This window comes from Stenotrophomonas sp. YJH_SMC_27, assembly GCF_059369815.1.
Genome location: NZ_JCAFTA010000006.1, coordinates 185,943 through 212,474, shown reverse-complemented (window position 1 = coordinate 212,474; position 26,532 = coordinate 185,943). Strand labels below are relative to the sequence as shown.

Genomic DNA, 26,532 nt, shown 5'->3' with positions numbered 1-26,532 from the left:
CGGCGTTACCCTGCGGGCATGATCCGGCTTTCCTTCCTGCTGTTGCTGCTGCCGCTGTGCGTGCTGTCGAGCGTCGCCCACGCACAGTCCATGCGCCTGAACCGCTGTACCGATGCGCAGGGCCAAAGCGTGTATACCGACCGACCCTGCGACAGTGTGGGTGCGCGGTCGCGGGTGCCACCGCCTGCGCCCAGCGGCAACATCCTGCAGCGCGATACCCTGGGGGCACGCTGCCCGCGGCGGCTGAGTGAACTGGTGGACGCATTGCGCAACGGCATCGTCAGCAATGATGTGAACCGGCTGTCCTCGCTGTACCTGTGGGGCGCGGTCTCTGATGCGGGTGCGCAGCGCATCCTCGGCCAACTGGAATCGCTGGTGCGGCGGCCGCTGGTGGACGTCGTGCCGGTTTATCCAGGACAGGGCCAGGACGCAGTGACTGACGAGGGCCAGGGCCCTGCTGCGCAGGGATCCGCCCCTGAGCCGACGGCTGTTCGCCATCCGGTCGGCCTGCGCCTGGAGCAGACCCTGCCAGGCAGCGTGGCGCGTGCCTCGACGGTGGTGGGATTACGGCGGCAGTACGGGTGTTTCTGGATCACGTTGTGATCGCGGGCATCCATCCACGCATGGCGTGGATCTACTGCTTCCATTCCACAGGGTAGCGCCGGGCGATGCCCGGCGACCGACGCGGCTTTACGCCAGCCACAGCCCGCGAATGGCGGCGATGCCCTGCCCACCATGGCGACGCGCCTCACTGATGTGGCCACTGCCCATGCCACCCAGCGCGTAGATCGGCAGTGACACCTGCGCACGCAGCTCGGCGAAGGCATCCCAGCCCAGCGGCACGGCATCGGGATGGCTGGCCGTGGCCTGCACCGGACCCAGCACGGCGAAGTCGCAGCCCAACTGCTGTGCGGCCTGCAGCTGCTGCAGGTCATGGCAGGACGCGGCCACCAGCTGGCCTTCGGGCAGCGGACGCTGCGACAGCTCCAGCAGCTGTTCGCTGCCCAGATGCACGCCCACGCCCAGTGCGCGTGCCAGCTCGATATCGCGGTTGAGCAGCCACTGCACGCCGCTGCGGCGATGCGCACGCACGACCTGCTCGACCATCGCCTGCCGCTGCGGATGGGCCGTCGGCAACCGCAGTTGGATGCGCTGCTGGCCCGCAGCCACCACGCGCTGCAGCTGTTCATGCCAATGCCGCACGCCGCCCTCATCATCGGCCGGCGGCGGGGTGATCAGGTAGCTGTCGGGCTGGCGCAGGGCGGCCACCACCGGCAGGTCTGCCGGCGGCATTGAATAGCGGCCCAGCTTGTCGGGCGCCACCCAGGTGATCGCCTGGCCCTCCCGCCCACGCGGTGTCCCCTTCCAGCTGCGCACGTGGCGCACCTCCAGGGTCAGGTGCTTGTCCGGATAGCGCTGCGGCACATCCATCAGCCACTCGCCGACATCGGCCTCGATGCCCAGTTCCTCGCGCAGCTCGCGCACCAGCGCCTGTTCGGAGGTCTCGCCGGATTCGCGTTTGCCGCCGGGAAACTCCCACAGGCCGGCCATGTCGCGGTTCTCGGTACGGCGGTTGAGCAGCACGCGGCCACGGGCGTCGGTGATGACGGCGGCCACAACGTGGATCGATCGGGTGGGGGAAGGCATGGGGGGAAGCATGCCCAGAACAGGGCGGCCGGCGCAATCACGGATCCGCTGCAACTCCCCTGCCACAAACGAAAAGCCCCGCTTTCGCGGGGCTCTTCGGCATCAGCTCAGCTGGCCGTGGCAGTGCTTGTACTTCTTGCCACTGCCGCACGGGCACGGATCGTTGCGGCCGATCTTCGGCTCGTCGCGCTGCATCTGCGCCACGCCCTGCTGGGCAGCCTGCACCTGCGCGGCTTCCTCGTCGGCGCTGTAGCCGCCCACGTCCTGGTGCTGGAACTGCGACTGGCTCAGGCGGGCTTCGGCCTGCTGGCGTTCGGCCGCTTCCAGCGCCTGCACTTCCTCGTCGCTGCGGATGCGCACGCGCGACAGCAGGGTCACCACTTCGCGCTTGACGTTTTCCAGCATGTCCGAGAACAGCTCGAAGGCTTCCTTCTTGTATTCCTGCTTCGGCTGCTTCTGCGCGTAACCACGCAGGTAGATGCCCTGGCGCAGGTAATCCATGCGCGCCAGGTGCTCCTTCCAGCTCTGGTCCAGAACGGTCAGCATCACGTGCTTCTCCAGCGCGCGCATGGTCTCTTCGCCCACGCCGGCTTCCTTCTCGGCGAAGTGCTGGTTGACGCGTTCCTGAACCTTGGCGGCAATCGCCTCGGCGTCCAGCTCCTCGTGTTCCTTGACCAGGTCGGTCAGCGACATCTGCAGGCCGAAGTCCGACTCGAGGGTCGCTTCCAGGCCACGCAGGTCCCACTGCTCGTCGATCGAGTTCGGCGGCACGAAGCGGGCCACCACGTCGAAGATCACGTCGTCGCGGATGCCGTCGACGTTGTCCTTCACCGATTCGGCGTCCAGCAGCTCGTCGCGCTGGGCGTAGATCACCTTGCGCTGGTCGTTGTTGACGTCGTCGAAGTCCAGCAGGTTCTTGCGGATGTCGAAGTTGTGGGCCTCGACCTTGCGCTGCGCCTTTTCGATCTGGCGGCTGACCAGGCGGTCCTCGATGACGTCGTCTTCCTTCATGCCCATCATGCGCATGGCCTTCTGCACCCAGTCGGAGGCGAAGATGCGCATCAGGTTGTCTTCCAGCGACAGGTAGAAGCGGGACGAACCCGGGTCACCCTGGCGGCCGGAACGGCCACGCAGCTGGTTGTCGATACGGCGCGACTCATGGCGCTCGGTGCCGACGATGTGCAGGCCGCCCGCCGCCTTCACTGCCTCGTGGCGCTTCTGCCAGTCGGCCTTGACCGCGGCTTTCTGCTCGTCGGTCGCGTCCTCGCCCAGCGCGTGGAGCTCTGCTTCCAGCGAACCGCCCAGCACGATGTCGGTACCACGGCCGGCCATGTTGGTGGCGATGGTCACCGCGCCCGGACGGCCGGCGTTGGCGACGATGGTCGCTTCGCGGTCGTGCTGCTTGGCATTGAGCACTTCGTGCTTCACACCGGCCTTGCTCAGGTGCTCGGACAGCATTTCCGAAGTTTCAATCGAGGTGGTACCGACCAGCACCGGCTGGCCGCGCTTGGCGCACTCTTCAATGTCGGCCAGCACCGCATTGAACTTGCCCTTACGGTTGAGGAACACCTGGTCCGGGCTGTCCTTGCGGATGGTCGGGCGGTTGGTCGGGATCACCACCACTTCCAGGCCGTAGATGCTCTGGAACTCGAAGGCTTCGGTATCGGCCGTGCCGGTCATGCCGGACAGCTTCTTGTACATGCGGAACAGGTTCTGGAAGGTGATGCTCGCCAGCGTCTGGTTCTCGCGCTGGACCGGCACGCCTTCCTTCGCTTCCACCGCCTGGTGCAGGCCATCGGACCAGCGGCGGCCGGCCAGGGTACGACCGGTGAACTCGTCGACGATGACCACTTCGCCGTCGCGCACGATGTAGTCAACGTCGCGCTGGTAGATCGCGTGCGCGCGCAGGGCGGCGTTGAGATGGTGGACCACGGTCAGGTTCTGCGCCGCGTACAGGCCTTCGGTTTCGCCGTTGAGGATGCCGGCTTCAACCAGCAGCTGCTCGGCGTGCTCCATGCCCGCTTCGGACAGGTGCACCTGCTTGCCCTTCTCGTCGACCCAGAAGTCGCCTTCGCCGTCTTCCGCTTCCTGCTTGACCAGGTGCGGCACGACGCGGTTGACACGGATGTACAGCTCCGGGGAATCATCGGCCGGGCCGGAGATGATCAGCGGGGTACGCGCTTCGTCGATCAGGATGGAGTCGACTTCGTCGACGATGGCGTAGTGCAGGCCGCGCTGGTAGCGGTCGGCCTTGGACAGCGCCATGTTGTCGCGCAGGTAATCGAAACCGAATTCGTTGTTGGTGCCGTAGGTGATGTCGGCGGCGTAGGCTTCGCGCTTGTCGCTGTGCGGCATGCCCGGGTAGACCACGCCCACGCTCAGGCCCAGCCAGTTGTACAGCTTGCCCATCTGCGCGGCGTCGCGGCGGGCCAGGTAGTCGTTCACGGTGACCACGTGCACGCCCTTGCCTTCCAGCGCGTTGAGGTACACCGGCAGGGTCGCCACCAGGGTCTTGCCTTCACCGGTGCGCATTTCTGCGATCTTGCCCAGGTGAAGCACCATGCCGCCGATCAGCTGCACGTCGTAGTGGCGCATGCCCAGCACGCGGCGGCCGGCTTCACGGCAGACCGCGAAGGCTTCCGGCAGCACCTTGTCCAGGGCTTCACCACCGGCAATGCGCTGCTTGAACTCCGGCGTCTTGGCCTGAAGCTGCTCGTCGGAAAGCTTCTCGATCTCCGGCTCCAGCGCATTGATCTTGGCGACGATGCGGTTGAGCTGGCGCAGCTGTCGTTCGTTACGACTGCCAAATACGCGGGTAAGCAGGCTGTTGATCATTGAAGGAACCGGGTTGGATGGACACGACGCCCGGCCTCCCCCTGGGGATCCGTCCGCCGCAAACGAAACAGGGCGCCTGGCGCCCTGTCGATGGCAACACCCATTGTAGCTTGGGACGGGCGGCTGAGGTTTCAACCCCGATGGGGTAGTGCCGGCCGCTGGCCGGTGATCCGCGATGCTGCCGAAGATCATGAGGTTGCCGGCCAGCGGCCGGCACTACCAGGTCAACCGCATCGGGTCAGAGCCCTCCCGCGGCGCGGAAGGGATCCGACCCGGGATCAGCCGCGGCTGACGCGGCCGACCGGCGTGTTGCCGCCGTCGCCGAGGAATTTGCGCGGGTTGACCACGTTGCCGTTCTCCCACACCTCGAAGTGCACGTGGGCGCCGGTCGAACGACCGGTGGAACCGGCCTTGGCCACTTCCTGGCCGGCACGGACCAGGTCGCCGGCCTTCACCACCAGGCGGGAATTGTGCGCGTAGCGGGTGACGTAGCCATTTCCGTGGTCGACGTCGACCACGTTGCCGTAGCCCCCCTTCACGCCGGCGAAGCTGACCACGCCTTCGGCCACGGCCATCACCGGGTCACCGACCTTGGCGTGGAAGTCCATGCCCTTGTGGGTGGCGGCGCCTCGGCCGAACGGGTCGGCACGGGTGCCGAAGCCGGAGGTCACGTAGCTGTTGCGGATCGGCATGCGCGAAGGCACGGCGTTCTGCTGCAGCTGGTGGTCGAACATCAGCGACTCCATCACCGACAACTGGCGGCCTGAAGCAGCGAAGCGCTGCTCCAGCACCTGTAAGTCGGCGTTGACGTCCTTGACCGGGATGTCGCTGGTCGGACCGCCTGCGTCACCGTCACCGAGACCGGGGGTCTCGTTGAAGTCGAACTCGCCATCCTCCAGCTTGCCCATCTGGGTCAGCCGTTCGCCGAGCGCGTTGAGGCGGGTGGCCTGGGCCTGCAGCTCGCCGAGACGGGCCGCCAGCGCGTTGACCTGGGTCTGCGCATCGCGCTTGACCTTGGCCAGCTCCGCATCCTGGCGCTCGACCTTGGCCTGCAGCCGGGAATCATTCAGCGCGCTGACGCCAATGCCGCCAGCAAGGCCGATAATGCAGCCTACCCCGAGCACGCTGCCCAGCAGGGCGCGGGGGCGGTCCTCGAAATAGAACCGCAAACGCGTGATCGGCGACGATTTGGCCTGTCCTTCACGCGTTTTGATTACGATCTTTTTGAATGCCATCAGTGAGTTTTCATGTCTGAGCCGAAATCCAGCGTTCGCCCCGCGTCGGCACCGAAACCGGCGCTGGATGCGGTAATGGCGGACAAAAGCGGGAACCCGCTGCGGCGTGCCCTGTGGCTCGACGCGCTGGACCGACAGTTGCGCCCCCAGTTGCCGCCACCTCTGCGCAGCCGCTGCCGGCTGGCCAATGTGGACGGGGAACACCTCGTTTTTCTCGTCGAATCCCCGGTCTGGCATGCCAAGTTGCGGCTTGCCGAAGCCCAGTTGCTCGACGCGGCCCGTTCCATCGGGCTGAAGGCCACCAAGGTGACCATCAAGACTGCGTCTCCCACTCCCACGCGCTCCCCAGCGCTCGACAACCGGAATGGACCCCACGCAGTTTCAGCCGCCACGCACAAAGGGCTACGCGACGCCTTGGCTTGCCTGCAGGACGTTCCTTCCAAACCGAAGAAACGGTCATGATGGCAACGGAGCATCCGGCTCCGCTCCCCGTCGCGCGTGTCACCACGGCGTGAAACATTTCGGGGGCCGGGTCGCATCCTAGCGGCCATCCAGGGGCCTGTCGTTAGATTGTTGTTAAAACGGCGTTAAATTCAGGCTTCGGATCCAACAGGTTCACAAAACCGTGACCTCGAACCGGCCTTGATGCCTTTTCAAGCACACTGAATGCGTCGTCTTCGCCGGAAACAACAACGCCGCCTTGGGTGGCGGCGTTTTTATCTTCAAATTCAACGACCTACGGAATCAGGCATAGGCCGGAGTGGCGTATTCGACCGGACCCGGGGTGGCAGGCGAGTCGAAGCTGACCCATTCCCAGGCAGTGGCGTCGGCCATCAGCGCCCGCACCAGCTTGTTGTTGAGCGCGTGGCCGGATTTGAAGCCCTCGTAAGCGCCCAGCACCTGGCCACCGGCCAGGTAGAGGTCGCCGATCGCATCGAGGATCTTGTGGCGCACGAATTCGTCGGCGTAGCGCAGGCCGTCTTCGTTGAGCACGCGGAACTCGTCCAGCACGATGGCGTTGTCCATCGAACCGCCCAGGCCCAGGTTGCGCTCGCGCATGTATTCCAGGTCGCGCATGAAACCGAAGGTGCGCGCGCGGGAGATTTCCTTGGTGTAGGCCAGCGTCGAGAACTCGATTTCCTGGCGCGACTGCTTGGCCGGGATCATCGGGTGGTCGAACTGGATGGTGAAGCCCAGCTTGTAACCCTCGTACGGGGTGAAGCGGGCCACCTTGTCGCCCTCGGTCACTTCCACGGTCTTCAGCACGCGGATGAAGCGCTTGGGCGCATCCTGTTCCACGATGCCTGCCGACTGCAGCAGGAACACGAACGGGCCGGCCGAACCGTCCATGATCGGCAGCTCGGCCGAGGACAGTTCGACGATGATGTTGTCCACACCCAGGCCAGCCAGCGCCGACATCAGGTGTTCGACGGTCTGGATCTTGGCGTCGTTGCAGGTCAGGCCGGTGCACAGGGTCACTTCGGTGACCAGCTCGGCCTTGGCCGGCACTTCCACCACCGGGTCCAGGTCCACGCGGCGGAACACGATGCCATGGTTGACCGGTGCCGGGCGCAGGGTCATGTAGACCTTGTCGCCGCTGTGCAGGCCAACGCCGGTGGCGCGGATCGTGTTCTTGAGGGTGCGTTGCTGGATCATGGGGGATGGACCGGAAGTGACACATTAGATTAACACGCACGCTCCCCTACCCCGGCTGAAACGCCGGCAGGACGCGCGTGAAGCAGGGCGGCCGGGCCCATCCTGGCCCGGCGCCCGCGTTTTCAGGACATGGTGGCGCTACCCGGGGAGGACAACCCCGGGCCGCCCCGCTCAGTCCGCCTGGCGGCGCAGGAACGCCGGGATGTCCAGGTAGTCGTTCGGCAGTTCCGCCGCAGCCGGGGCCGAGGAGGACGGCGCCGACGGGGCCGAAGCGGCCGCGGTATCGCTGCTGGCGCGACGCAGGCCCAGGCCCATGCCGCCGACGGCCTTGGACACAGCGTCGCCACCGTTGTCGAAGTCGCCGAACTCCGGCTGGCCGGTCGTGGCATTGCGGACCAGCTTGATCGGCGCACGCTCGCCCGGACGCTGGGTCTTGCTGGCCGAAACGCGGTTCAGGCCGGTAGCGACCACGGTCACGCGCACTTCGTCCTGCATGTCCGGATCCAGCACAGTACCGACCACCACGGTGGCGTCTTCGGAAGCGAAGCCATCGATGGTGCGGCCGATCTCGTCGAACTCGGCCATGGTGAAGTCGGCGCCGGCGGTGATGTTGACCAGGATGCCGTTGGCACCGGCCAGGTTCACATCATCCAGCAGCGGGTTCTGGATGGCGGCTTCGGCGGCGGCCTGGGCGCGGTCATCGCCACGGGCGGTGCCGGTGCCCATCATCGCCAGGCCCATTTCGGACATGACGGTACGCACGTCGGCGAAGTCGACGTTGATCAGGCCCGGACGCACGATCAGGTCGGCGATGCCCTGCACGGCGCCCTGCAGCACGTCGTTGGCGGCGCGGAAGGCCTGGATCATGGTCGCGTTGCGACCCAGCACGGTGATCAGCTTCTCGTTCGGGATGGTGATCAGCGAGTCGCAGTGCTGGCTCAGTTCCTCGATGCCCTTCAGCGCCACCTGCATGCGGCGACGGCCTTCGAACGGGAACGGCTTGGTGACAACGGCCACGGTCAGGATGCCCATTTCCTTGGCCAACTGTGCCACCACCGGCGCAGCGCCGGTGCCGGTGCCGCCGCCCATGCCGGCGGTGATGAACACCATGTCCGCGCCCTGCAGCGCGTCCATGATGCGCTCACGGTCTTCCAGCGCGGCCTGGCGGCCGACTTCCGGGTTCGCGCCTGCGCCCAGGCCCTTGGTCACGTTGGTACCCAGCTGCAGCTGCAGCTTGGCACCACAATTCTTGATGGCCTGCGAGTCGGTGTTGGCGGTGATGAATTCCACGCCGTCCACCGCCGAGTTGACCATGTGCGCCACGGCATTGCCGCCGCCGCCGCCCACGCCAACCACCTTGATCACCGCATTGGGTGCCATCTTTTCGATCAGTTCAAAATGCGCCATGTCCGTGTCCTCGTTGTATCCGCTTGTCGGTGGCATGGACGGTCGGGCCTCCTGCCTTCGCGTGTCATGTTGCCGTTGCGGCTGTGTGGGTTGTGTATTGCGTTGTTGCGTTGTTGCGTTGTGATGCGGGTACTGCGGGTGTTGCGCCGGGCCGGGCCCGGAGTTGCGGGTTCCGCGTCAGAACTCGCCGCGGAACCAGGTCTTGAGCTTCTTGAACATGCTTCCAGCGCGCCCGGTCGGCAGCGATGGCCGCCGCGGGTGCTCGATCTGGCTGCCCATCAGCAGCAGGCCCACGCCGGTGGCGTGCACCGGGTTGCCCACCACTTCGCCCAGGCCGGTGACGTGCTGCGGGATGCCCACACGCACCGGCATCTGCAGCATTTCCTCGGCCAGTTCGACCACGCCCTCCATCTTCGAAGCGCCACCGGTCAGCACCATGCCAGCGCGCACCAGTTCCTCGAAGCCGGAGCGGCGCAGTTCGGCCTGCACCATCTCGAAGATCTCCTCGTAGCGGCCCTGCACCGCCTGCGCCAGCGAATGGCGCGGCATGCGGCGCGGTGGACGGTCGCCCACCGACGGCACCTGGATGCTTTCCTCGGCGGTGGCCAGCTGGGCCAGGGCGCAGGCGTAGCGCACCTTGATCTGCTCGGCTTCCGGGGTGGGCGTGCGCAGCATGTGCGCGATATCGTTGGTGACGTGGTCGCCGGCGATCGGCAGCGAGGCCGTGTGGCAGATCGCGCCCTGCACGAACACCGCGATGTCGGTGGTGCCGGCGCCCATGTCGACCAGCACCACGCCCAGCTCGCGTTCGTCAGCGGTCAGCACCGCAACGCTGGAGGCCAGCGAGGACAGCACCAGGTCGTCCACCTGCAGGCCACAGCGCTGTACGCACTTGCTGATGTTGGCTGCGGCCGACTGCGCGCACACCACCAGGTGCGCATGCACCTCCAGGCGCACGCCGGTCATGCCGACCGGGTTGCGGATGCCTTCCTGCGAATCGTCCAGCACGTACTCGCGCGGGATCGCGTGCAGGATCTTCTGGTCGGCCGGAATCGCCACCGCCTTGGCCGCATCGAGCACGCGATCCAGGTCGCCCCAGGTCACTTCCCCGTCACGGATCGGCACGATGCCGGGCGAGTTCTTGCACTGCACGTGGTTGCCGGAGATCGAGGCGTACACCGAGCGGATCTCGCAGCCGGCCATCAGCTCGGCTTCTTCCACCGCGCGCTGGATCGACTGCACGGTCGATTCGATGTCCACCACCACGCCGCGCTTCAACCCGCGCGATTCGTGCGAGCCGATGCCGATCACTTCGATCGGGTTGCCCGGCGAATACTCGCCCACCAGCGCCACCACCTTGGAGGTGCCGATGTCCAGGCCAACGATCAGCGATTTGTCACCCTTGCGATTCATGTCCTTTCCTGCGTCCTGCTGGCTGGGGTCGCCGGCGTTTTCGCCGGCGTGGCCGGGGTACCCCAGCTCAGCGTGAAACCATTGGTGTAGCGGAGGTCGGCGCGCTCGATCGGCGCGTCCTGGCGGTTGAGCTGTGGCAGTACCTTGACGAAGCGCTGCAGGCGCGAGCGCGCATCGTCACGGCCGACCACCACTTCGGTGCCGTTGCTCAGCACCAGCGACCAGCTGCCGCGTGCATCCATCGTTACCCGGCGCACATCGACGCCGGCCGGTGCGAACAATGCACGCGAGTCGCTGTACAGCTTCATCACTTCTTCGGTCTGGCTGTCCGGGCCGTCCAGTTCGGGCAACGCCAGGTCGGCCAGCTTCTTCGGCGTGGGGAACAACTTGCCCTGCTCGGAAACCAGGCGGTCGTTGCCCCAGCGCGCGAACGGCTTGTGCTCGACCAGGGTCACTTCCAGCACGTCCGGCCACTGCTTGCGCACCCGCGCGCTTTCCACCCACGGCAGTTTTTCCAGTGCGTCCTGCGCGTCCTGCAGCTTGACCGCGAAGAAGCCGGCGCGCGCATACGGCAGCAGCACCTGCTGCAGCTGCTCGGCCGGTACCCGCTTGAACTCGCCATGCACGCGCAGCTTCGCCAGCGGCCAGCGCTCGGCGCCGACCCAGCCATTGACCACGGCCACCACCGGCAGTGCAACCACCGACAGCGCCAACAGCCAGACGAAGATGCGCAGCACCGCGTTCATGCGTGCGAAGCCTCCAGGGTCTGTTCCAGCACGCGCCACACCAGTTCCTCGAAACCGATGCCGGCTTGGCGGGCCGCCTTGGGTACCAGCGAATGGCTGGTCATGCCCGGCGCGGTATTCACTTCCAGCAGGAAGAAGCGGCCGCTGCTGCGGTCGCGCATCACGTCCACGCGGCCCCAACCACGGCAACCGGCCGCGCGGAACGCGGCCAGCGCGATGCGGCGGATTTCCGCTTCGTCGCCACCCTCCAGGCCCGGGCAGAGGTACTGGGTGTCCTCGGCGATGTACTTGGCGTTGTAGTCGTACCACTGGCCCTTGGGCACGATGCGGATCGACGGCAGGGCAACGTCGCCGAGGATGGCCACGGTCAGCTCATCGCCCACCACCATCTGCTCCATCAGCAACTGGCCGTCGTAGCGCGCGGCCAGGGTCACGGCCTCGTCCAGGCCAGCCTCGTCGGTGACCCGGCTGATGCCCACGCTGGAGCCTTCGTTGGCCGGCTTGACCACCACCGGCAGGCCCAGCTCGGCCGCCAGTGCATGCACGTTCGATGCGTCGACCTTGCGGTATTGCGGGGTCGGCAGGCCCAGCGACAACCACACCTGCTTGGTACGGATCTTGTCCATGCTCAGCGCAGAGCCCAGCACGTCCGAGCCGGTGTACGGCACGCCGAAGGCGTCCATCAGGCCCTGCACGATGCCGTCCTCACCACCACCGTTGTGGCCGTGCAGGATGTTGAACACACGGTCGATGCCGCCGGCAGCCAGCGCCTTGGCCAGCGCCGGAATGCCGTCCACCGCGAACGCATCGACACCGCGCGACTGCAGTGCTTCCAGTACGTTGCGGCCGGAATCCAGCGACACCTCGCGTTCGCTGGAAGTGCCACCGAGCAGCACGGCGACGCGACCGAACACAGCCGGGTCGGTCACGCGCAGCGGCGGGAAGGTCAGCGTGCTCACGCCTCGCCCTCCCCCTTGAAGCCTTCCACCGCGATGTGGGTGGCCACGGCGCCAATATCGCCCGCCCCCATCATCAGCAGCAGGTCACCGTCCTGCAGCACGTCCGGCAGCACGCTGGCCAGTTCGGCAGCCTTGCCCACCACCACCGGCTCGCTGCGACCGCGGGCGCGGATGGCGCGGGCCAGCGCATGCGAGTCGGCACCGGCAATCGGTTCCTCACCGGCCGGGTAGACCTCGCTCAGTACCAGTGCGTCGACGCTGGACAGCACCGCAGCGAACTTGTCGAACTGGTCACGGGTGCGGCTGTAGCGGTGCGGCTGGAAGGCCACCACCAGGCGCTTGTCAGCCCAGCCACCGCGGGCCGCGGCGAACACGGCCTCCAGCTCGCTCGGGTGATGGCCGTAGTCATCGATGATACGGACCTTGGCACCACTGGCGGTGGTCACTTCGCCCAGATCGTTGAAGCGACGGCCGACACCGGCGAAGCTTTCCAACGCACGCGCGATGGCATCCGGCGCCACGCCCAGCTGCCAGCCCACTGCGGCGGCGGCCAGCGCGTTGAGCACGTTGTGCCTGCCCGGCAGCGCCAGCACCACTTCCTGGCTGGTGCCCTGCGGCAGGCGCAGGGTGAAGCGCATGCGCGGCCCTTCCTGCACCACGTTCTCGGCGCGCACGTCGGCCTGCGGGCTCATGCCGTAGCTCATCACGTGACGCGGGGTTTTGGCGGCCAGCGCGGCCACTTCCGGGTCATCAATGCACAGCACGGCCAGGCCGTAGAACGGCAGGCGCTGCAGGAATTCGGCGAACGCCGCCTGCACGCGGGCAAAGTCGTTGCCGTAGTTTTCCAGATGGTCGGCATCAATGTTGGTGATGATCGACATCAGCGGGTTCAGGCGCAGGAAGCTGCCATCGCTTTCGTCGGCCTCGGCCACCAGCCACTGGCCTCCGCCCAGCTTGGCGTTGGCACCGGCCGCCAGCAGCTGGCCACCGATCACGAACGTCGGGTCCAGGCCACCTTCGCTCAGCACCGCAGCAGTCAGGCTGGTGGTGGTGGTCTTGCCATGGGTACCGGCCACGGCGATGCCGCGGCGGAAGCGCATCAGCTCGGCCAGCATCGCCGCACGCGGCATCATCGGAATGCGCTGGCTGCGCGCTTCCATCAGTTCCGGGTTGTCTTCGCGGATGGCACTGGAGACCACCACGCAGTCGGTGCCCAGTACGTTGGCTGCCGAGTGGCCGCGCATGATGCGCGCACCCAGGCTGGCCAGCCGACGGGTTGCCACGTTGTCGGCGTTGTCCGAGCCGGACACCTCATAGCCCAGCGTCAGCATCACTTCGGCGATACCGCTCATGCCGGTGCCGCCGATGCCGACGAAATGCACGCGCGGGAACGCGCGCACCAGGTCGTTGGTGTCGTGCAGGCGACGGATCATGCGCGGCCTCGCGCAGGGCAGGCGCGGTGGCATGCCTTCTTCATACAGCTTCCTCAAGAATGATATCGGCGATGCGCTCGGCGGCATCGACCTTGGCCAGGGCACGCGCGGCTTGCGCCATCTGCATGCGGCGGGCGGGATTTTCGGACAGATCGCGCAGCAGTGCGGCAATGCCGTCGGCCAGCGTTCCGTCCTGCTTCAGCAAAACCGCAGCACCGCGCTCGACCAGATACTCCGCATTGCGGGTCTGGTGATCGTCGACGGCAGCGGGGAATGGCACCAGCACACTGCCGACACCGACCGCGCACAGCTCGGCCAGCGTCGAAGCGCCCGCGCGGCACACCACCAGGTCGGCCCAGGCGAAGGCCTCGGCCATGTCGGCGATGAACGGCGTGATGTCGGCCAGCACGCCGGCCTTTGCATACGCCTCCACCGCTTCGGCGTGCATTTTCTCGCCACTCTGGTGGCGCACCTGTACCGGAATGCCGGGGCCGAGTGCGGCGATCGCCTGCGGCACGCCGGTGTTCAGTGCACGCGCGCCCTGGCTGCCGCCAACCACCAGCACGCGCAGCGGTCCGTGGCGGTCGGCGAAGCGCTGTTCCGGCGGTGCGGTGGCGGCGATCTCTGCGCGCACCGGATTGCCGACGAACTCCTCACGCTCGGCGAAGGTACCCGGGAAGCCGGTGAGGAGGCGGCGCGCATAGCGCGACAGGATGCGGTTGGTCATGCCGGGCGCGCGATTCTGTTCGTGCACCAGCAGCGGGAGGCCGTGCAGGCGGGTGGCCATGCCACCGGGGCCGGAGGCAAAGCCACCGAAGGCGACCACCGCACGCGGCTGGCGCTTGCGGATGATCATGCCGGCAGCGCGCAGCGCGCGCATCAGCCGCCACGGCGCGCCCAGCAGGGCCAGCTTGCCCTTGCCGCGCAGGCCGGTGATGGCCAGCGTGTCGATTGGAATGCCGTGCTGCGGCACCAGTCGCGTTTCCATCGCGCCGTCGGCGCCCATCCAGGTCACCGGCACGCCGCGCTCGCGCAGCACGCGGGCCACAGCCAGGCCGGGAAAGATGTGACCGCCGGTGCCACCGGCCAGGATCATCACCGGGCGCACGCTATCGGTGGCCGCGCTCATGACAGCCTCCCGAAGGTCGGTTCGATACGCGACTGAAGGCGGCTGGTGCCGCGCGCGGCGTTTGCTGGAGCTGGAGCTGCGGCCGTCGCCCCGGCGCTGATCGGCGCGCTGGCGGCCACCTGCACGGCTGGCTCGCCCACCGGCTCAGCAGATGCGTCTTCGGCACCACCGATGCGCACGGCCTGGCGGCGCTCGGCACGCTTGAGTTCATAGGACACGCGCAGCAACAGGCCCATCGCAACGCAGGTCATCAGCACCGACGAACCGCCGGAGGAAATCAGCGGCAGAGTCAGTCCCTTGGTCGGCAGGATGCCCAGGTTCACGCCGATCGAGACGAAGGTCTGCATGCTGATCCACAGGCCGATGCCGAAGGCGATGTAGCCAGAGAAGTGGCGCTTCATTTCCACGCAGCGCATGCCCAGCCAGAAGGTCCGGCCGACCAGCAGCGCGTACAGGGCCACGATCACGCAGGTGCCCAGGAAGCCGAATTCCTCGGCGGTGACCGAGAAGATGAAGTCGGTATGCGCTTCGGGCAGGTAGTACAGCTTCTGCACCGAGTTGCCCAGGCCGACGCCGGTCCACTCGCCACGGCCCACCGCCATCAGCGCGTTGGACAGCTGGTAGCCGTCGCCCTGCTGGTCGGCCCACGGGTCCAGGAAGGAGGTGATGCGGCGCATGCGGTACGGCTCGATGATCGCCAGCGCGCTCATGCCGACCAGGCCGATGATCACCGGCATCGACATGCGCGGCATGTTCACCCCGCCCAATACCAGCATGCCGGCGGTGATCGCCAGCAGCAGGGTGGAGGAGCCGAAGTCCGGCTGCAGCAGCAACAGCACCACCAGCGCACCGGCCACGCCCAGCGGCTTGAGCATCGCCGGCCAGGTCGCGTTGACCTCGTCGCGGAAGCGCACCAGGTAGCTGGACAGCCAGACGATGTAGAGCACTTTCACCGCCTCGACCGTCTGGAACTTGGAGATGCCCAGGTTGATCCAGCGGCGCGCACCGTTGACCGTACTGCCCAGGCCCGGCGCGAACACCGCCAGCAGCAGCACGAAGCAGCCCAGCAGCAGCATCTGGTTGTACTGCTCGATGGACTTCAGCTCGGTACGGGCGGCAAGCACCGCCAGCACGATACCCACCGCCAGGAAGATCAGGTGGCGGTTGAGGTAGTAGAACGGGCTGCTCATCAGCGCGATCGAGCTGGACGCCACCATCACCACGCCAATGCCGGTGAGCGCGATGATCGCGCCCAGCAGCCACTTGTCGTAGCTGCCTTCGATGGCTTCAAGGCGTGTTGCCTGGCGGGACAGGTCGTTCATCTCAGCGCACCTTCAACGTGGCCAGGCCGATCAGCACGAGCACGACGGAGATGATCCAGAAGCGCACGATCACGCGCGGCTCCGGCCAGCCCTTCAGTTCGAAATGGTGGTGGATCGGCGCCATGCGGAACACGCGCTTGCCGGTCAGCTTGAACGAGGCCACCTGGATCATCACCGACAGCGTCTCGATGACGAACACTCCGCCCATGATCACCAGCACCAGCTCCTGGCGGGTGATCACCGCGATGGTGCCCAGCACCGCACCCAGCGCCAGCGCGCCGATGTCGCCCATGAACACCATGGCCGGATAGGTGTTGAACCACAGGAAGCCCAGGCCCGCGCCGGCGATGGCCGCGCAGATGATGACCAGTTCGCCGGCCCCCGGGATCTGCGGGATCTGCAGGTAGTTGGCGAACACTACGTTGCCCGAGGCGTAGGCGAACACGCCCAGCGCGCAGGCCACCAGCACGGTCGGCATGATCGCCAGCCCATCCAGGCCGTCGGTCAGGTTCACCGCATTGGAGAAGCCGACGATCCAGAAGTAGGCGATCGCCACGAAGCCGATGCCGGCCAGCGGCAGCGCCACCGACTTGAACATCGGGATGTAGAAGGTCAGCGCTGCCGGCACGTCGGCTGTATGGAACAGGAACAGGCCAGCAGCCAGGCCGAAGATCGACTGCAACAGGTACTTCCAGCGCGACTTCAGCCCGTTCGGGTCGCGGCGGACGATCTTGATCCAGTCGTCATACCAGCCGATGGCACCGAAGCACAGCATCACTGCCAGCACCAGCCACACGTAGCGGTTGCGCAGGTCGGCCCACATCAGCACCGACAGGGTGACGGTCAGCAGGATCAGCGAGCCACCCATGGTCGGCGTACCGGCCTTGGAGAAATGGGTCTGCGGGCCGTCCTTGCGGATCGGCTGGCCGCCCTTGAACTGGGCAAGCTTGCGGATCATCGCCGGGCCGAGCCACAGCGACAGGAACAGGGCCGTCAGCGCGGCAAGGATGGCGCGGAACGTCTGGTAGTTGAACAGCCCGAACAGGCTCTCCAACTGCTGCAACCATCGAGCCAGTTCATACAACATGCGGGGATTCCTCTCCTTGCGCCAGCAGCGCTTTGACAATCGTGTCCATGGCGCTGCCACGGGAACCCTTGACCAGGCAGCGCACGCCGGCGTGCAGCTCGTCCTTCAGCGCCTTCGACAGCGCGTCATGGGTAGCGAAATGACGGCCGCCTTCGCCGAAAGCGGTAGCGGCAGCGGCGCTGAGCGGGCCCAGCGCATACAGGCGCTTGAGGCCGGCCGACCGCGCGCGGAGCCCGGCCTGCGCGTGCAGCGCTCCGGCGTCCGGACCCAGCTCACGCATGTCGCCCAGCACCAGCCAGCCCTCTTCCGGCGCGGCGGCCAGGGCGTCGATGGCCGCGGCCAGCGAACCGGGATTGGCGTTGTAGCTGTCGTCCACCAGCACCGCGCCATTGCGCAGCAGATGGGCAATCTGGCGGCCCGGTACCGGCTGCGCCTCGGCCAGGCCAGCCGCGATCAGCGACAGACCGACACCGGCGGACAGCGCCAGGCTGGCGGCAGCCAGCGCATTGCTGACGTTGTGGCGACCCGGCAGGCCGAGCACCACGCGAGCCTCGCCGGCCGGCGAGACCAGGGTGAACTGGCTGCCCTGCGCACCTGCGCGGATGTCGCGCGCGGTCACATCAGCAGTATGTTCCAGACCGTAGCGCAGCACGCGGCAGCGTGCCGGGGTACCGACGAAATGCTGTTCGAACCAGCGGCCGTAGGCATCGTCGGCGTTGATCACCGCCACGCCATCGGCCGGCAGTGCGGCATAGATTGCGCCCTTGGTCACGGCCACGCCAAGCAGGCTGCCCATGCGTTCCAGGTGCGCCGGGGCGATGTTGTTGACCAGGGCATAGCGCGGGCGGGCGATTTCGGTCAGGTAGGCGATATCACCCGGCTTGCCGGCGCCCATCTCGTAGACGGCGTAGTCGGCATCTTCCGGCGCATCGATCACCGCCAGCGGCAGGCCGATCTCGTTGTTGCGGTTGCCCGGGTTGGCGTAGACCACCTTGTGGGCGTGCTGGGCCACCTGCTGAAGGATCGACAGCAGCAGGCTCTTCACGCTGGTCTTGCCGTTGCTGCCGGTGATCGCGAACACCTCGGTGTCCCGGTCACGCTGCATGCCGGTGGCGATCTTCGCCAGTGCAAGCTCGCTGTCGGCCACCAGCACCTGCGGCAGCTCGACCGGCAGCAGGCGCTCGACCAGCAGCGCGCTGGCACCGCGCACCTGTGCGTCGGCGGCAAAGTCATGGCCGTCGAAGCGCTCGCCGCGCAGCGCCACATACAGGCTGCCAGGACCGAGGCTGCGGGTGTCATTGCTGACCGCGTCGATGGCCACGTCGTCGCCGTGGATCTCACCGCCGGCCCAGTGGGCGATCAGCGAAAGCAGAGTGCGCTTCACGCGGCACCCTCCCCGGCCTGCGCCTCTAGTACACCGGCCTTGGCCGCCAGTGCAGCGGCAGCCACCTCGGTGTCGTCGAAGTCATGGCGCACACCGTTCACTTCCTGGTACGGCTCGTGGCCCTTGCCAGCAATCAGGATGATGTCGCCGGCACCGGCACGCTTCACCGCCAAGCCGATCGCACGCGCGCGACTGCGCTGCACGGTCACGGCATCGGCATTCTGGAAGCCGGCCAGGATGTCGGCGACGATCACGTCACCGTCTTCGCCACGCGGATTGTCGTCGGTGACGATGACCTGGTTGGCCAGGCGCTCGGCGATCGCGGCCATCTGCGGACGCTTGCCGGTGTCACGCTCGCCGCCGCAGCCGAACACGCAGAACAGCGTACCCTGCAGGTGACCATGCAGGCTGCCCAGCGCTTGTTCCAGCGCGTCCGGGGTATGTGCATAGTCGACCACCACGGTCGGCAGGCCATTCTCGCCGCCGAGGCGGTTCATGCGGCCGCGGATCGGCTGCAGCGCCGACAGCACCTCGGCGATGCGCGGCAGCGGCTGGCCCTGCGCATGCAGGGTACCGGCCACCGCCAGCAGGTTGTCCACATTGAAGCGGCCCAGCAGCGGCGAATGCACGGCCGCGCGCTGGCCGTCGATGACCAGTTCAAACGCAATGCCACGACCATCCAGCTGCAACGCTTCGGCGCGCACGCTGGCATCGCTGGCACCACGCGAACTCAGGCCGATCGGCTGCACGCCCACCGGCAGGACGGCGAACAGCTGGCGACCGAAGGCGTCGTCCAGATTGATCACCGCTGCCTTCAGGCCCGGGCGATGGAACAGCCGCGCCTTGGCCGCGCCGTAGCTGGCCATGTCGCCGTGGTAATCCAGGTGATCGCGGGTGAGGTTGGTGAACACCGCCACGTCGTAGTGCACGGCATCGACGCGGCCCTGGTCCAGTGCGTGCGAGCTGACCTCCATCGCCACCGCGCGCGCACCGGCGTCGCGCAGCTGTGCCAGCAGCGCATGCATCTGCAGCACCAGCGGCGTGGTGAAACCGGTCGGCTCGACCGCACCATAAAGTCCGGCGCCCAACGTGCCGATACTGCCACTGGGCGTGCCGAGCAGGTGCCAGGCCTGGGCCAGCAGCTGCACGGTGGAAGTCTTGCCGTTGGTGCCGGTCACGCCCACCATCGCCATCGCCCGCGACGGCGCGCCATGGAACTGGTCGGCCATCGCACCCATGCGTGCGCGCAGGCCCGGCACGGCGATCGCATCGGCTGGCGCCGGCAGTTCGGCCGGTGCCGGGGGCTCGAACAGGATGGCGCTGGCACCGGCCGCGCGGGCCTGCTCGACAAAGTTCAGGCCATGCGCGCCGAAACCGGCGATGGCGACGAAGGCATTGCCGGGACGCACGGCGCGGCTGTCCAGCGCCAGCCCGGTCAGAACGGGATCATGGCCCGCCAGGGCCACGTCGGGAAGCAACTGCGAAAGCAACATCGAAGGACTCATTGCGTGCCTCCCGTAACGGGGGGCGTCTGGGCGTGCGCGCTCGGCAGCGCAGCATCGAATTCAGCGGCGGCATCCACCGGCAGCGCGGTCTCGGCCGGCGGTGCGGGCAGGATCGAGGCCGAGTGGCCGACCTTGCCCGACTGTTGTGCGGCCAGCCACGACTGCAGGTCATCCAGCGGCACGTCCATCAGGCGCAGTGTGCCTTCCATCACGTTGTGATAGACCGGCGCCGACACGAGGCCGCCGTAGAACTTGCCGGCCTGCGGATCGTTGATGACGATGACGGTGGCGAAGCGCGGGTTGGTGGCCGGCACCACACCGGCAAACAGCGCGTTGTAATGGCCACGCTCGTAACCACCCGGGCCGGTCTTGCGCGCGGTACCGGTCTTGCCGGCTACGCGGTAACCCAGCACTGCTGCCTGCTTGGCGCCGCCCTGGGTGACCACCGTTTCCATCATCGCCACCACCTGCCTGGCGACGCTCTCGTCGATGATCTGATGCGCTTCGTTGCGCTGGCCCTTGACGAAGGTCGGCGCGATCAACTTGCCGCCATTGGCCAGCGCCGAGTAGGCGGTGGCGATCTGCAGCGGTGTCACGTTCAGGCCGTAGCCGTAGGACATGGTGGTCTTGGTGGCACCGTCCCAGTTGGCCGGGCGCCGCACCACGCCACCGGATTCACCCGGGAACCCGCTGTGCGGCACCGAGCCGTAGCCGAAACGGCGCACGCCGTCATAGAACACCTGGTCCGGCATCTTTGCCGCGACCTTGGCCGCGCCGATGTTGGAACTGCGGGTGATCACGCCGGTCACGTTCAGCACGCCGTTGTTGCGCGGCACGTCGCGGATGGTGAAGCGGGCCACCTGCATGTAACCCGGGTTGGTATCGATGATGGTGTCCTTGGTCACCGCACCAGCCTGCAGCGCCGTGGCAATCGTCAACGGCTTCATCGTCGAACCCGGCTCGACCAGGTCGGTCACCGCACGGTTGCGGCGCGCATCGGGCAGCGCGCCGGTCAGCGAATTCGGGTTGTAGGTGGGCAGGTTGACCATGGCCAGGATCTCGCCGGTGTTCACGTCCATGATCACCATCGAACCGCCGGCCGCTTTGTTGGCCACCAGCGCGTTGCGCAGTTCCTTGAACGCCAGGTACTGGATGCGGCGGTCGATGCTGAGCGTCAGGTCCTTGCCCGGTTCGGCGGCGCGCAGCAGATCGCTTTCGACGGTCTCGCCCTTGCGGTTGCGGATCACCCGCTTGGCACCGGCCTTGCCGCGCAGCCATTCGTCGAACGCCAGCTCCAGGCCTTCCTGGCCGCGGTCGTCGATGTTGGTGAAGCCCAGCACGTGCGCCATCGCCTCACCCTGCGGGTAGAAGCGGCGGAACTCGCGCTGCGCGGCCACGCCCGGAATCTTCAGCGCGACCACCTTTTCTGCCTCGTCCGGATTGATCCGGCGACGCAGGTACATGAATTCCTTGTCCGACTTCTGCGACAGGCGGCTGCTCAGCTCATCCACAGACATGCCGACCGCCTGGGCCAGCTCCGGAATGCGCTCGGGCGAACGCAGCAGGTCCTGCGGATTGACCCAGATCGAGGCGACGGGGGTGGACACCGCCAGCGGCTCGCCGTTGCGGTCGGTGATCATGCCGCGCGAGGTCTTGATCGGCAGCTCGCGCAGGTAACGGGCCTCGCCCTGGCGCTGGTAGAAGTCGCTGTTGATGATCTGCACGTAGGCGGCACGACCGACCAGCGACACCGAGCACAGGCCGAGCGCCAGCGCGACCCAGCGCAGGCGCTGGCGCAGGTTGAAGGCGTTGCGCGGGCGGTTGCGGCCGGTCTTGCTCATGGCCGCACCACCACGATGTCGGCGGCCTCGGGGAACTTCATGCCGAGCTTCTCGCGGGCGATGCGATCGACACGGTTGGCTTCGGCCAGGGTGGCCTGTTCCAGCTGCAGGCGACCGAACTCCAGGTTGATGTCATCGCGCTTGCGCTCGGCGCGCGACAGTTCGATGAACGTCTGCCGGTGACGATGACGCACGAACACGACGCCGATCGCCGAGGCCACGGTGGAAGCCAGCAGGATGATCAGCAGCAACCGGCTCATGCGTCGGCCTCCCGCTTCTGCGCCACGCGCAGCACGGCGCTGCGGGCACGCGGGTTGGCGGCCAGCTCTTCGTCGGTGGCCTTGATGGCACCGCCGATCAGGTCCAGCGTCGGCACGAACGCGACCGCCTCGGGCAGGCGGCGGTTGGCCGGCGGCGCCTTGGCCAGGCGGTTCATGTACTGCTTGACGATGCGGTCTTCCAGCGAATGGAAGCTGATCACCGCCAGGCGGCCACCGGGCTTGAGCCGTTCGACGGCGGCATCCAACCCGGCCTCCAGATCGGCCAGCTCGCGGTTGATGTGGATGCGGATGGCCTGGAAGCTGCGCGTGGCCGGGTGGATCTTGTCTTTTCCACGCGGCATCACCGAGGCGATCAGCTCGGCCAGTTCGGCGGTGCGGGAGAAGGGCTGCTTCTCACGGCGGGCCACGATGGCACGGGCGATGCGGCGGCTCTGGCGCTCTTCGCCGTAGGTCCACAGCACATCGGCGATCTCGCGCTCTTCCACGCGGTTGATCCACTGCGCGGCGCTTTCACCACTGTCCGGATCCATGCGCATGTCCAGCGGGCCGTCCTTGCCAAAGCTGAAGCCACGTTCGGCCACGTCCAGCTGCGGCGACGACACGCCGAGGTCGAACAGCACGCCGTCCAGGCCTTCGGCCGTCGCATCCCACTGCAGCAGCTGGGCGAAGCTGCCACGGAAGATGGACACGCGCGGGTCCGGCGCGAAATCGCGCTCGGCAACGGCGATGGCTTCCGGATCCTTGTCCATGACCAGCAGGCGCCCCTCGGGACCGAGCTGGGTGAGCACGCCACGTGCATGACCGCCACGACCGAACGTGCCATCCAGATAACGTCCGTTTTCGATCACCCTCAGGCCTTCAAGGACCTGGGTGTACAGGACCGGCAGGTGCACCGCCGGCGACTGCGACACCGGAAGGTGACCGGTCTGCGCTTCTGGGCGCATCCGGGCACCCCGGCTCACAACTTCAGGTCGAGCAACCCATCACCCAGATCCTCGTCAGACAACGTCTGCTGGATCAGGGCCCGATGCGCCTGCTCGCTCCACAATTCGAACTTGTCGCCCATACCGAGCAATACCGCCTTCTTTTCAATGCCCACCGCACCGCGGTGGCTGGCGGGGATGCTGATGCGACCGTTGCCGTCCAGTTCCAGATGGGCGGCCGAGCCGACCAGCTTCTGCTGCAACAGGCGCACGACGCGCTGGGTGTTGGGCTTGGACATGACGTCGTCGCGGACCCGCTCCCACTCCGACTCTGCATACAGCCACAGGCAGCCGGCTTCGAACGGGTTGTAGGTCAGCACGAGACGGTTGTTGCTGGCGCGCGCGACGAGGTCGCGGTAAGCGGTGGGAACCGCCATGCGCCCTTTATCGTCAACTGTGATGGCCGTCTCGCCCTGGAACACGACGCGTGCACCTATCCTTCGCCCGGTGAAACATTGAACCACGAAAACCCACAAAACACCCGGATTTCCCTCTGATGCCCACCTTAGCAGCGGCCGAAGGGTTGTCAACAACTTTTCAGCGGGGAAATCGCCAGCCGCATCAATGGCTTGCAACAACCTTTAGAGAATTGTTCAAGGCTTATCCACAAGTTGCTGATCCGTCTCAATTTTTGAGATTGAACGGAAGTTCAGGGGTGTGGACAGAGCGTGAAACATCGCTCGCGCATTCATCCGGGACGGGCAGGAAGCGGCGCCAGACTGCGCAAACCGTGCACAATGAGGCCATGTGCCTGCTCGCTCTTGGCTGGATGCACCACCCGCGCTGGCGGCTGGTGATGACCGGCAACCGTGATGAGTTCCACGCCCGCCCGACAGCGGCGCTGGCCCCCTGGCAAGATGAGACCTCCGTCATCGGAGGGCGCGACCTGCGCTCCGGCGGCGGCTGGGCCGGCGTCGGCGCCGGCGGACGCATGGCCGTGGTCACCAATGTCCGCGACCCGCTGGCCGCACAGACCGGTCCTTCACGGGGTGCGCTGGTGGCCGACTTCCTGCGCGGCCGCGACCCCGCCGCCGTGCATATCGACCGACTGGCAACGGTGGCCGGCGCCTACGCCCCATTCAACCTGTTGCTGGCCGATGGCGACAGCCTGGAGTACCTGGGCAACCACCCCGCCGAGCGCCAGCGCCTGGGCCCGGGCGTACATGGCATGTCCAACGGCGCGCTGGACGCGCCCTGGCCGAAGACCCGGCGGCTGATGGCTGCGCTTGAAGCCTGGTTCGAGGCCGGCGATGAGGACCTGACCCCGCTCTGGGCCGCCCTGGCGGACGAACATCGCCCCGCCGACAGCGACCTGCCCGACACCGGCATCGGATTGGAACGCGAGCGCTGGCTGAGCCCGGCCTTCATCCGCGGCGACGACTATGGCACCCGCGCCAGCACGGTGCTGCTGATCGACGCCGACGGCCACGGCGAGATCCACGAACGCCGTTTCGGCCCGCAGGGTGCACCGAGCGGACAAAGCCACGTCATTTTCTGACCCGGCCGTCCCGGCCACTGGGCGGATTCTCTTGCCAGCGGGGTAGTGCCGGCCGCTGGCCGGCAACCTTTGGATGCTCGGATTCGCCATGAAGCTGCCGGCCAGCGGCCGGCACTACCCACAGCGCGCTGTCGCGATCCACGCGCCGGCAGCCGTCAGCGCAGCGCGCCTGATACGTCATTCAGCTTCCAGCCGCGACCGCGATCCGCCCTCGCCAGAGGGCTTTCAGCATCGCAGCCACCCGACTGTGCCCTTTTCGCAATCGGCCCTGTGCCTATAAATGTCGGCCCTGACCTCCCAGGGTGGTCAGGCCCGGCACTTCGCCGCGCGATCGATCGCAACCACAAGGAGGCCCCATGCGCCGCATCCTCATCCTGCTCGCCACCCACCTGCTCACCCTCGGCCTGGGCTTCGGCCTGGGCGTCTATCTCCTGCCGATCCTGATCGCCCCCGATGACCCGCCGGTTGCGCAGGTGCAGGCGGCCATGAAAGACGCCCCCTACCGCACCACCTTTCGCCGCGACCTCAAGGGCAGTGATGCGGTGCATTGGGCCGAAGGCAAGGTCAGCGTCAGCGCCACCCAGGTCGCCTTCGACGGGAAGATGGGACCGGGCCCGGATTACAAGGTGTACCTGGTGCGCGACTTCGTCGACAACAAGGCCGACTTCCTGAAGATCAAGGCGCAGGCCCAGCGCATCGGCGAAGTGAAGACCTTCAACCGCTTCCTGGTCGAGGTGCCCGCGAACGTGGACGTGGACGACTACACCACCGTCGTGGTGTGGTGCGAGCGCTTCTCGCAGTTCATTTCCGCCGGGCAGTACCGTACGCCGGGCTGAGGACCGCGCGACATCAAGGTAGTGCCGGCCGCTGGCCGGCGGCACCGATGCGCGGTCCATGCCTATGGAAGAAAGAGGCGGAGCCGGCCGATAAGCCGGGTTCTGTCGTGGACAGTCATTCCTCTAGGCGTTACGTCACCGCAACGCTCAAGCAACCTACCCGGATCCAACGCGGGCCGCGCCAAAGGATCCCTATTTGGTCTTGCTCCAGGTGGGGTTTGCCGTGCCGGTCTGTTGCCAGACTCGCGGTGCGCTCTTACCGCACCATTTCACCCTTACCGGCCTTCCGAAGAAGACGTAGGCGGTATCTTTCTGTTGCACTTTCCGTCGGCTTGCGCCGCCCAGGCGTTACCTGGCACCTTGCCCTATGGAGCCCGGACTTTCCTCGGCACCCCCGAAGGGATGACGCGACTGTCTGGCCGGCTCCGCCAGCGCACATTCTAGCCTACGCACGCCCTTCCTGCCGTGCCGATCGCGGCATCCGGTTCATCCACGCGTGGCGTGGCTCTAGCGGCCCTTCGCCCTCGCCATCACCGCCGCCCGCGACTCCAGCACCACACCTACGATCAATTCCCGCACCTGCGGTTGCGAACCGTCCCATTCAATGCGGCGAACGCGCACGTCCACGCGATCGCCAGGCGCGTGGGCTTTCAACGCTTGGCCGACACCGAAGACGGTCTTCACTCGGGTACCCGCCACGGCCAGCACCTCATCCCCCTTGCGCAGGCCGGCGCGATGGGCCGGACCCTCGTCAGGCTCGGATTCGATCACGGTCGCGCCCCCCATTTGAACGCCGAGGACCGGGCGCAGCGCATCGCTACGCGAATCCCCTTCCCCGGCCTGTTCGCGCGCCAATTCGGTGGCGCCCAGCAGTGCATCGTCCAACCCCGCATCGAAATAGGGCGCGTTGTCCACGAATGCGGCGCATTGCCACGACGCGCGCTCGGGCACCGGCTCGCGCCCCGCACGCAGGGCCTGCCGCAGGTCGTGCCATTGCGCCGCGCTGACGTACCGCTGCTGGCTGTTCACCAACTGCTGGTAGGCCGCCTCGATCTGTGCGTGGTTGTCGGCCCCCACTTGCAGACATGCCTCGTAGCTCTCCAACGCGTCACGTGCCGCGCGGTAGGTCAGGTAATTGCCGTAATCGCGAACCGACTGCAGCCGATTGAATTCGACCAACCCCGGATCGAACAACAGGTAGCCGACATAGTCCGGGCCCAGGTCGGCTTCGGTAATGGCTACGGGCGGCGGCGCTGCAGCTGCAGGAGCTGGCGCATCGGCCAGAGCGAACAGCAGGAACAGACCCTTTTCAAGCATTTGTCTTTCCTCCCTGGA

General features: G+C 66.9%; 22 protein-coding genes, 1 other RNA gene and 1 pseudogene. 4 read left to right on the top strand and 20 right to left on the bottom strand.

Annotated features, from left to right (window positions below; all coding sequences use genetic code 11):
• The first annotated feature begins 18 nt into the window (after window positions 1–18).
• A complete protein-coding gene (locus tag AC5P7R_RS11425; protein WP_478436207.1) occupies window positions 19–603 on the top strand; it encodes a DUF4124 domain-containing protein in 585 nt (194 codons plus the stop codon).
• A gap of 87 nt (window positions 604–690) precedes the next feature.
• Here AC5P7R_RS11425 and AC5P7R_RS11420 read toward each other — a convergent pair whose 3' ends face one another.
• From AC5P7R_RS11420 to AC5P7R_RS11410, 3 genes are all read right to left on the bottom strand, one after another.
• Window positions 691–1,647: a Nudix family hydrolase gene (locus AC5P7R_RS11420; RefSeq protein WP_227852444.1), complete on the bottom strand. Its 957-nt coding sequence runs from the start codon at window positions 1,645–1,647 to the stop codon at window positions 691–693.
• 102 nt (window positions 1,648–1,749) lie between these two features.
• A complete protein-coding gene (gene secA, locus AC5P7R_RS11415; protein ID WP_111098014.1) occupies window positions 1,750–4,482 on the bottom strand; it encodes a preprotein translocase subunit SecA in 2,733 nt (910 codons plus the stop codon).
• Between the two features lie 278 nt (window positions 4,483–4,760).
• A complete protein-coding gene (locus AC5P7R_RS11410) occupies window positions 4,761–5,717 on the bottom strand; it encodes a M23 family metallopeptidase (protein ID WP_019661077.1) in 957 nt (318 codons plus the stop codon).
• A gap of 12 nt (window positions 5,718–5,729) precedes the next feature.
• On the opposite strand from AC5P7R_RS11410, the gene AC5P7R_RS11405 reads away from it, so the two are divergent.
• A complete protein-coding gene (locus AC5P7R_RS11405; protein WP_026347140.1) occupies window positions 5,730–6,179 on the top strand; it encodes a DciA family protein in 450 nt (149 codons plus the stop codon).
• A gap of 282 nt (window positions 6,180–6,461) precedes the next feature.
• Here the strand turns inward: AC5P7R_RS11405 and lpxC are convergent, their stop codons facing one another.
• The 15 genes and pseudogenes from lpxC to mraZ form a co-directional block, all read right to left on the bottom strand.
• A complete protein-coding gene (gene lpxC, locus AC5P7R_RS11400; RefSeq protein WP_019661076.1) occupies window positions 6,462–7,373 on the bottom strand; it encodes a UDP-3-O-acyl-N-acetylglucosamine deacetylase in 912 nt (303 codons plus the stop codon).
• A 171-nt stretch (window positions 7,374–7,544) separates the two neighbouring features.
• Entirely contained in the window at window positions 7,545–8,780 is a 1,236-nt protein-coding gene (gene ftsZ / locus AC5P7R_RS11395; RefSeq protein ID WP_058980418.1) for a cell division protein FtsZ, read from the bottom strand.
• 177 nt (window positions 8,781–8,957) lie between these two features.
• Window positions 8,958–10,193 carry a cell division protein FtsA gene (ftsA, locus tag AC5P7R_RS11390; protein WP_005408083.1) on the bottom strand — a complete coding sequence of 412 codons (1,236 nt, stop codon included), beginning with the start codon at window positions 10,191–10,193 and terminating at the stop codon, window positions 8,958–8,960.
• A 68-nt stretch (window positions 10,194–10,261) separates the two neighbouring features.
• A pseudogene (locus tag AC5P7R_RS11385) lies at window positions 10,262–10,939 on the bottom strand (cell division protein FtsQ/DivIB); the annotation flags it as partial.
• A complete protein-coding gene (locus AC5P7R_RS11380; RefSeq protein ID WP_021203431.1) occupies window positions 10,936–11,898 on the bottom strand; it encodes a D-alanine--D-alanine ligase in 963 nt (320 codons plus the stop codon). The pseudogene AC5P7R_RS11385 and the gene AC5P7R_RS11380, both read right to left, overlap by 4 nt.
• Window positions 11,895–13,331 (bottom strand): UDP-N-acetylmuramate--L-alanine ligase, encoded by a 1,437-nt coding sequence (murC, locus tag AC5P7R_RS11375; protein ID WP_495213857.1) that lies wholly within the window; start codon window positions 13,329–13,331, stop codon window positions 11,895–11,897. The genes AC5P7R_RS11380 and murC overlap by 4 nt, the downstream gene beginning before the upstream one ends.
• A 40-nt stretch (window positions 13,332–13,371) precedes the next feature.
• A complete protein-coding gene (gene murG, locus AC5P7R_RS11370; protein ID WP_111098015.1) occupies window positions 13,372–14,460 on the bottom strand; it encodes an undecaprenyldiphospho-muramoylpentapeptide beta-N-acetylglucosaminyltransferase in 1,089 nt (362 codons plus the stop codon).
• Entirely contained in the window at window positions 14,457–15,782 is a 1,326-nt protein-coding gene (ftsW, locus tag AC5P7R_RS11365) for a putative lipid II flippase FtsW (RefSeq protein ID WP_021203429.1), read from the bottom strand. Before ftsW ends, murG begins: the two co-directional genes overlap by 4 nt.
• Before the next feature lies 1 nt (window position 15,783).
• On the bottom strand, window positions 15,784–16,869 hold the full coding sequence (gene mraY / locus AC5P7R_RS11360) for a phospho-N-acetylmuramoyl-pentapeptide-transferase (protein WP_019661070.1): 1,086 nt from the start codon (window positions 16,867–16,869) through the stop codon (window positions 15,784–15,786).
• Complete coding sequence (locus AC5P7R_RS11355; RefSeq protein WP_021203428.1) at window positions 16,859–18,253, bottom strand: UDP-N-acetylmuramoyl-tripeptide--D-alanyl-D-alanine ligase; 1,395 nt, start codon at window positions 18,251–18,253, stop codon at window positions 16,859–16,861. Before AC5P7R_RS11355 ends, mraY begins: the two co-directional genes overlap by 11 nt.
• The gene (locus tag AC5P7R_RS11350) at window positions 18,250–19,758 is read right to left on the bottom strand and encodes a UDP-N-acetylmuramoyl-L-alanyl-D-glutamate--2,6-diaminopimelate ligase (RefSeq protein WP_021203427.1); all 1,509 of its coding nucleotides are present in this window, start codon (window positions 19,756–19,758) and stop codon (window positions 18,250–18,252) included. Before AC5P7R_RS11350 ends, AC5P7R_RS11355 begins: the two co-directional genes overlap by 4 nt.
• Window positions 19,755–21,599, bottom strand: coding sequence for a peptidoglycan D,D-transpeptidase FtsI family protein (locus AC5P7R_RS11345; RefSeq protein ID WP_019661067.1), 1,845 nt, complete (start codon window positions 21,597–21,599; stop codon window positions 19,755–19,757). Before AC5P7R_RS11345 ends, AC5P7R_RS11350 begins: the two co-directional genes overlap by 4 nt.
• The gene (ftsL, locus tag AC5P7R_RS11340; protein WP_005412242.1) at window positions 21,596–21,859 is read right to left on the bottom strand and encodes a cell division protein FtsL; all 264 of its coding nucleotides are present in this window, start codon (window positions 21,857–21,859) and stop codon (window positions 21,596–21,598) included. The genes AC5P7R_RS11345 and ftsL overlap by 4 nt, the downstream gene beginning before the upstream one ends.
• Window positions 21,856–22,824: a 16S rRNA (cytosine(1402)-N(4))-methyltransferase RsmH gene (gene rsmH, locus AC5P7R_RS11335; RefSeq protein WP_012479154.1), complete on the bottom strand. Its 969-nt coding sequence runs from the start codon at window positions 22,822–22,824 to the stop codon at window positions 21,856–21,858. The genes ftsL and rsmH overlap by 4 nt, the downstream gene beginning before the upstream one ends.
• Window positions 22,825–22,838: 14 nt before the next feature.
• Entirely contained in the window at window positions 22,839–23,285 is a 447-nt protein-coding gene (gene mraZ / locus AC5P7R_RS11330; RefSeq protein ID WP_004143635.1) for a division/cell wall cluster transcriptional repressor MraZ, read from the bottom strand.
• Window positions 23,286–23,608: 323 nt separating this feature from the next.
• Between mraZ and AC5P7R_RS11325 the strand changes: the two genes are divergently transcribed.
• Both AC5P7R_RS11325 and AC5P7R_RS11320 read left to right on the top strand, forming a co-directional pair.
• Window positions 23,609–24,361: an NRDE family protein gene (locus AC5P7R_RS11325; RefSeq protein WP_111098018.1), complete on the top strand. Its 753-nt coding sequence runs from the start codon at window positions 23,609–23,611 to the stop codon at window positions 24,359–24,361.
• Between the two features lie 356 nt (window positions 24,362–24,717).
• Complete coding sequence (locus AC5P7R_RS11320; RefSeq protein WP_021203423.1) at window positions 24,718–25,197, top strand: DM13 domain-containing protein; 480 nt, start codon at window positions 24,718–24,720, stop codon at window positions 25,195–25,197.
• A gap of 75 nt (window positions 25,198–25,272) precedes the next feature.
• Here AC5P7R_RS11320 and rnpB read toward each other — a convergent pair.
• Both rnpB and AC5P7R_RS11310 read right to left on the bottom strand, forming a co-directional pair.
• Window positions 25,273–25,624, bottom strand: an RNA gene (rnpB, locus tag AC5P7R_RS11315) — RNase P RNA component class A.
• An 80-nt stretch (window positions 25,625–25,704) separates the two neighbouring features.
• Window positions 25,705–26,514, bottom strand: a complete 810-nt coding sequence (locus AC5P7R_RS11310; protein WP_346483920.1) for a PDZ domain-containing protein — start codon at window positions 26,512–26,514, stop codon at window positions 25,705–25,707.
• Window positions 26,515–26,532: the final 18 nt, after the last annotated feature.

What these genes read in the sequence shown, in the direction of transcription:
- murG (WP_111098015.1), bottom strand. Translation starts at nt 14,460, where the DNA reads ATGAGCGCGGCCACCGATAGCGTGCGCCCGGTGATGATCCTGGCCGGT.
- rsmH (WP_012479154.1), bottom strand. Translation starts at nt 22,824, where the DNA reads ATGCGCCCAGAAGCGCAGACCGGTCACCTTCCGGTGTCGCAGTCGCCG.
- ftsZ (WP_058980418.1), bottom strand. Translation starts at nt 8,780, where the DNA reads ATGGCGCATTTTGAACTGATCGAAAAGATGGCACCCAATGCGGTGATC.
- AC5P7R_RS11405 (WP_026347140.1), top strand. Translation starts at nt 5,730, where the DNA reads ATGTCTGAGCCGAAATCCAGCGTTCGCCCCGCGTCGGCACCGAAACCG.
- AC5P7R_RS11420 (WP_227852444.1), bottom strand. Translation starts at nt 1,647, where the DNA reads ATGCCTTCCCCCACCCGATCGATCCACGTTGTGGCCGCCGTCATCACC.
- ftsA (WP_005408083.1), bottom strand. Translation starts at nt 10,193, where the DNA reads ATGAATCGCAAGGGTGACAAATCGCTGATCGTTGGCCTGGACATCGGC.
- murC (WP_495213857.1), bottom strand. Translation starts at nt 13,331, where the DNA reads ATGATCCGTCGCCTGCACGACACCAACGACCTGGTGCGCGCGTTCCCG.
- AC5P7R_RS11350 (WP_021203427.1), bottom strand. Translation starts at nt 19,758, where the DNA reads ATGAGTCCTTCGATGTTGCTTTCGCAGTTGCTTCCCGACGTGGCCCTG.
- ftsW (WP_021203429.1), bottom strand. Translation starts at nt 15,782, where the DNA reads ATGAACGACCTGTCCCGCCAGGCAACACGCCTTGAAGCCATCGAAGGC.
- mraY (WP_019661070.1), bottom strand. Translation starts at nt 16,869, where the DNA reads ATGTTGTATGAACTGGCTCGATGGTTGCAGCAGTTGGAGAGCCTGTTC.
- ftsL (WP_005412242.1), bottom strand. Translation starts at nt 21,859, where the DNA reads ATGAGCCGGTTGCTGCTGATCATCCTGCTGGCTTCCACCGTGGCCTCG.
- AC5P7R_RS11410 (WP_019661077.1), bottom strand. Translation starts at nt 5,717, where the DNA reads ATGGCATTCAAAAAGATCGTAATCAAAACGCGTGAAGGACAGGCCAAA.
- lpxC (WP_019661076.1), bottom strand. Translation starts at nt 7,373, where the DNA reads ATGATCCAGCAACGCACCCTCAAGAACACGATCCGCGCCACCGGCGTT.
- secA (WP_111098014.1), bottom strand. Translation starts at nt 4,482, where the DNA reads ATGATCAACAGCCTGCTTACCCGCGTATTTGGCAGTCGTAACGAACGA.
- AC5P7R_RS11310 (WP_346483920.1), bottom strand. Translation starts at nt 26,514, where the DNA reads ATGCTTGAAAAGGGTCTGTTCCTGCTGTTCGCTCTGGCCGATGCGCCA.
- AC5P7R_RS11345 (WP_019661067.1), bottom strand. Translation starts at nt 21,599, where the DNA reads ATGAGCAAGACCGGCCGCAACCGCCCGCGCAACGCCTTCAACCTGCGC.
- AC5P7R_RS11325 (WP_111098018.1), top strand. Translation starts at nt 23,609, where the DNA reads ATGTGCCTGCTCGCTCTTGGCTGGATGCACCACCCGCGCTGGCGGCTG.
- AC5P7R_RS11320 (WP_021203423.1), top strand. Translation starts at nt 24,718, where the DNA reads ATGCGCCGCATCCTCATCCTGCTCGCCACCCACCTGCTCACCCTCGGC.
- AC5P7R_RS11425 (WP_478436207.1), top strand. Translation starts at nt 19, where the DNA reads ATGATCCGGCTTTCCTTCCTGCTGTTGCTGCTGCCGCTGTGCGTGCTG.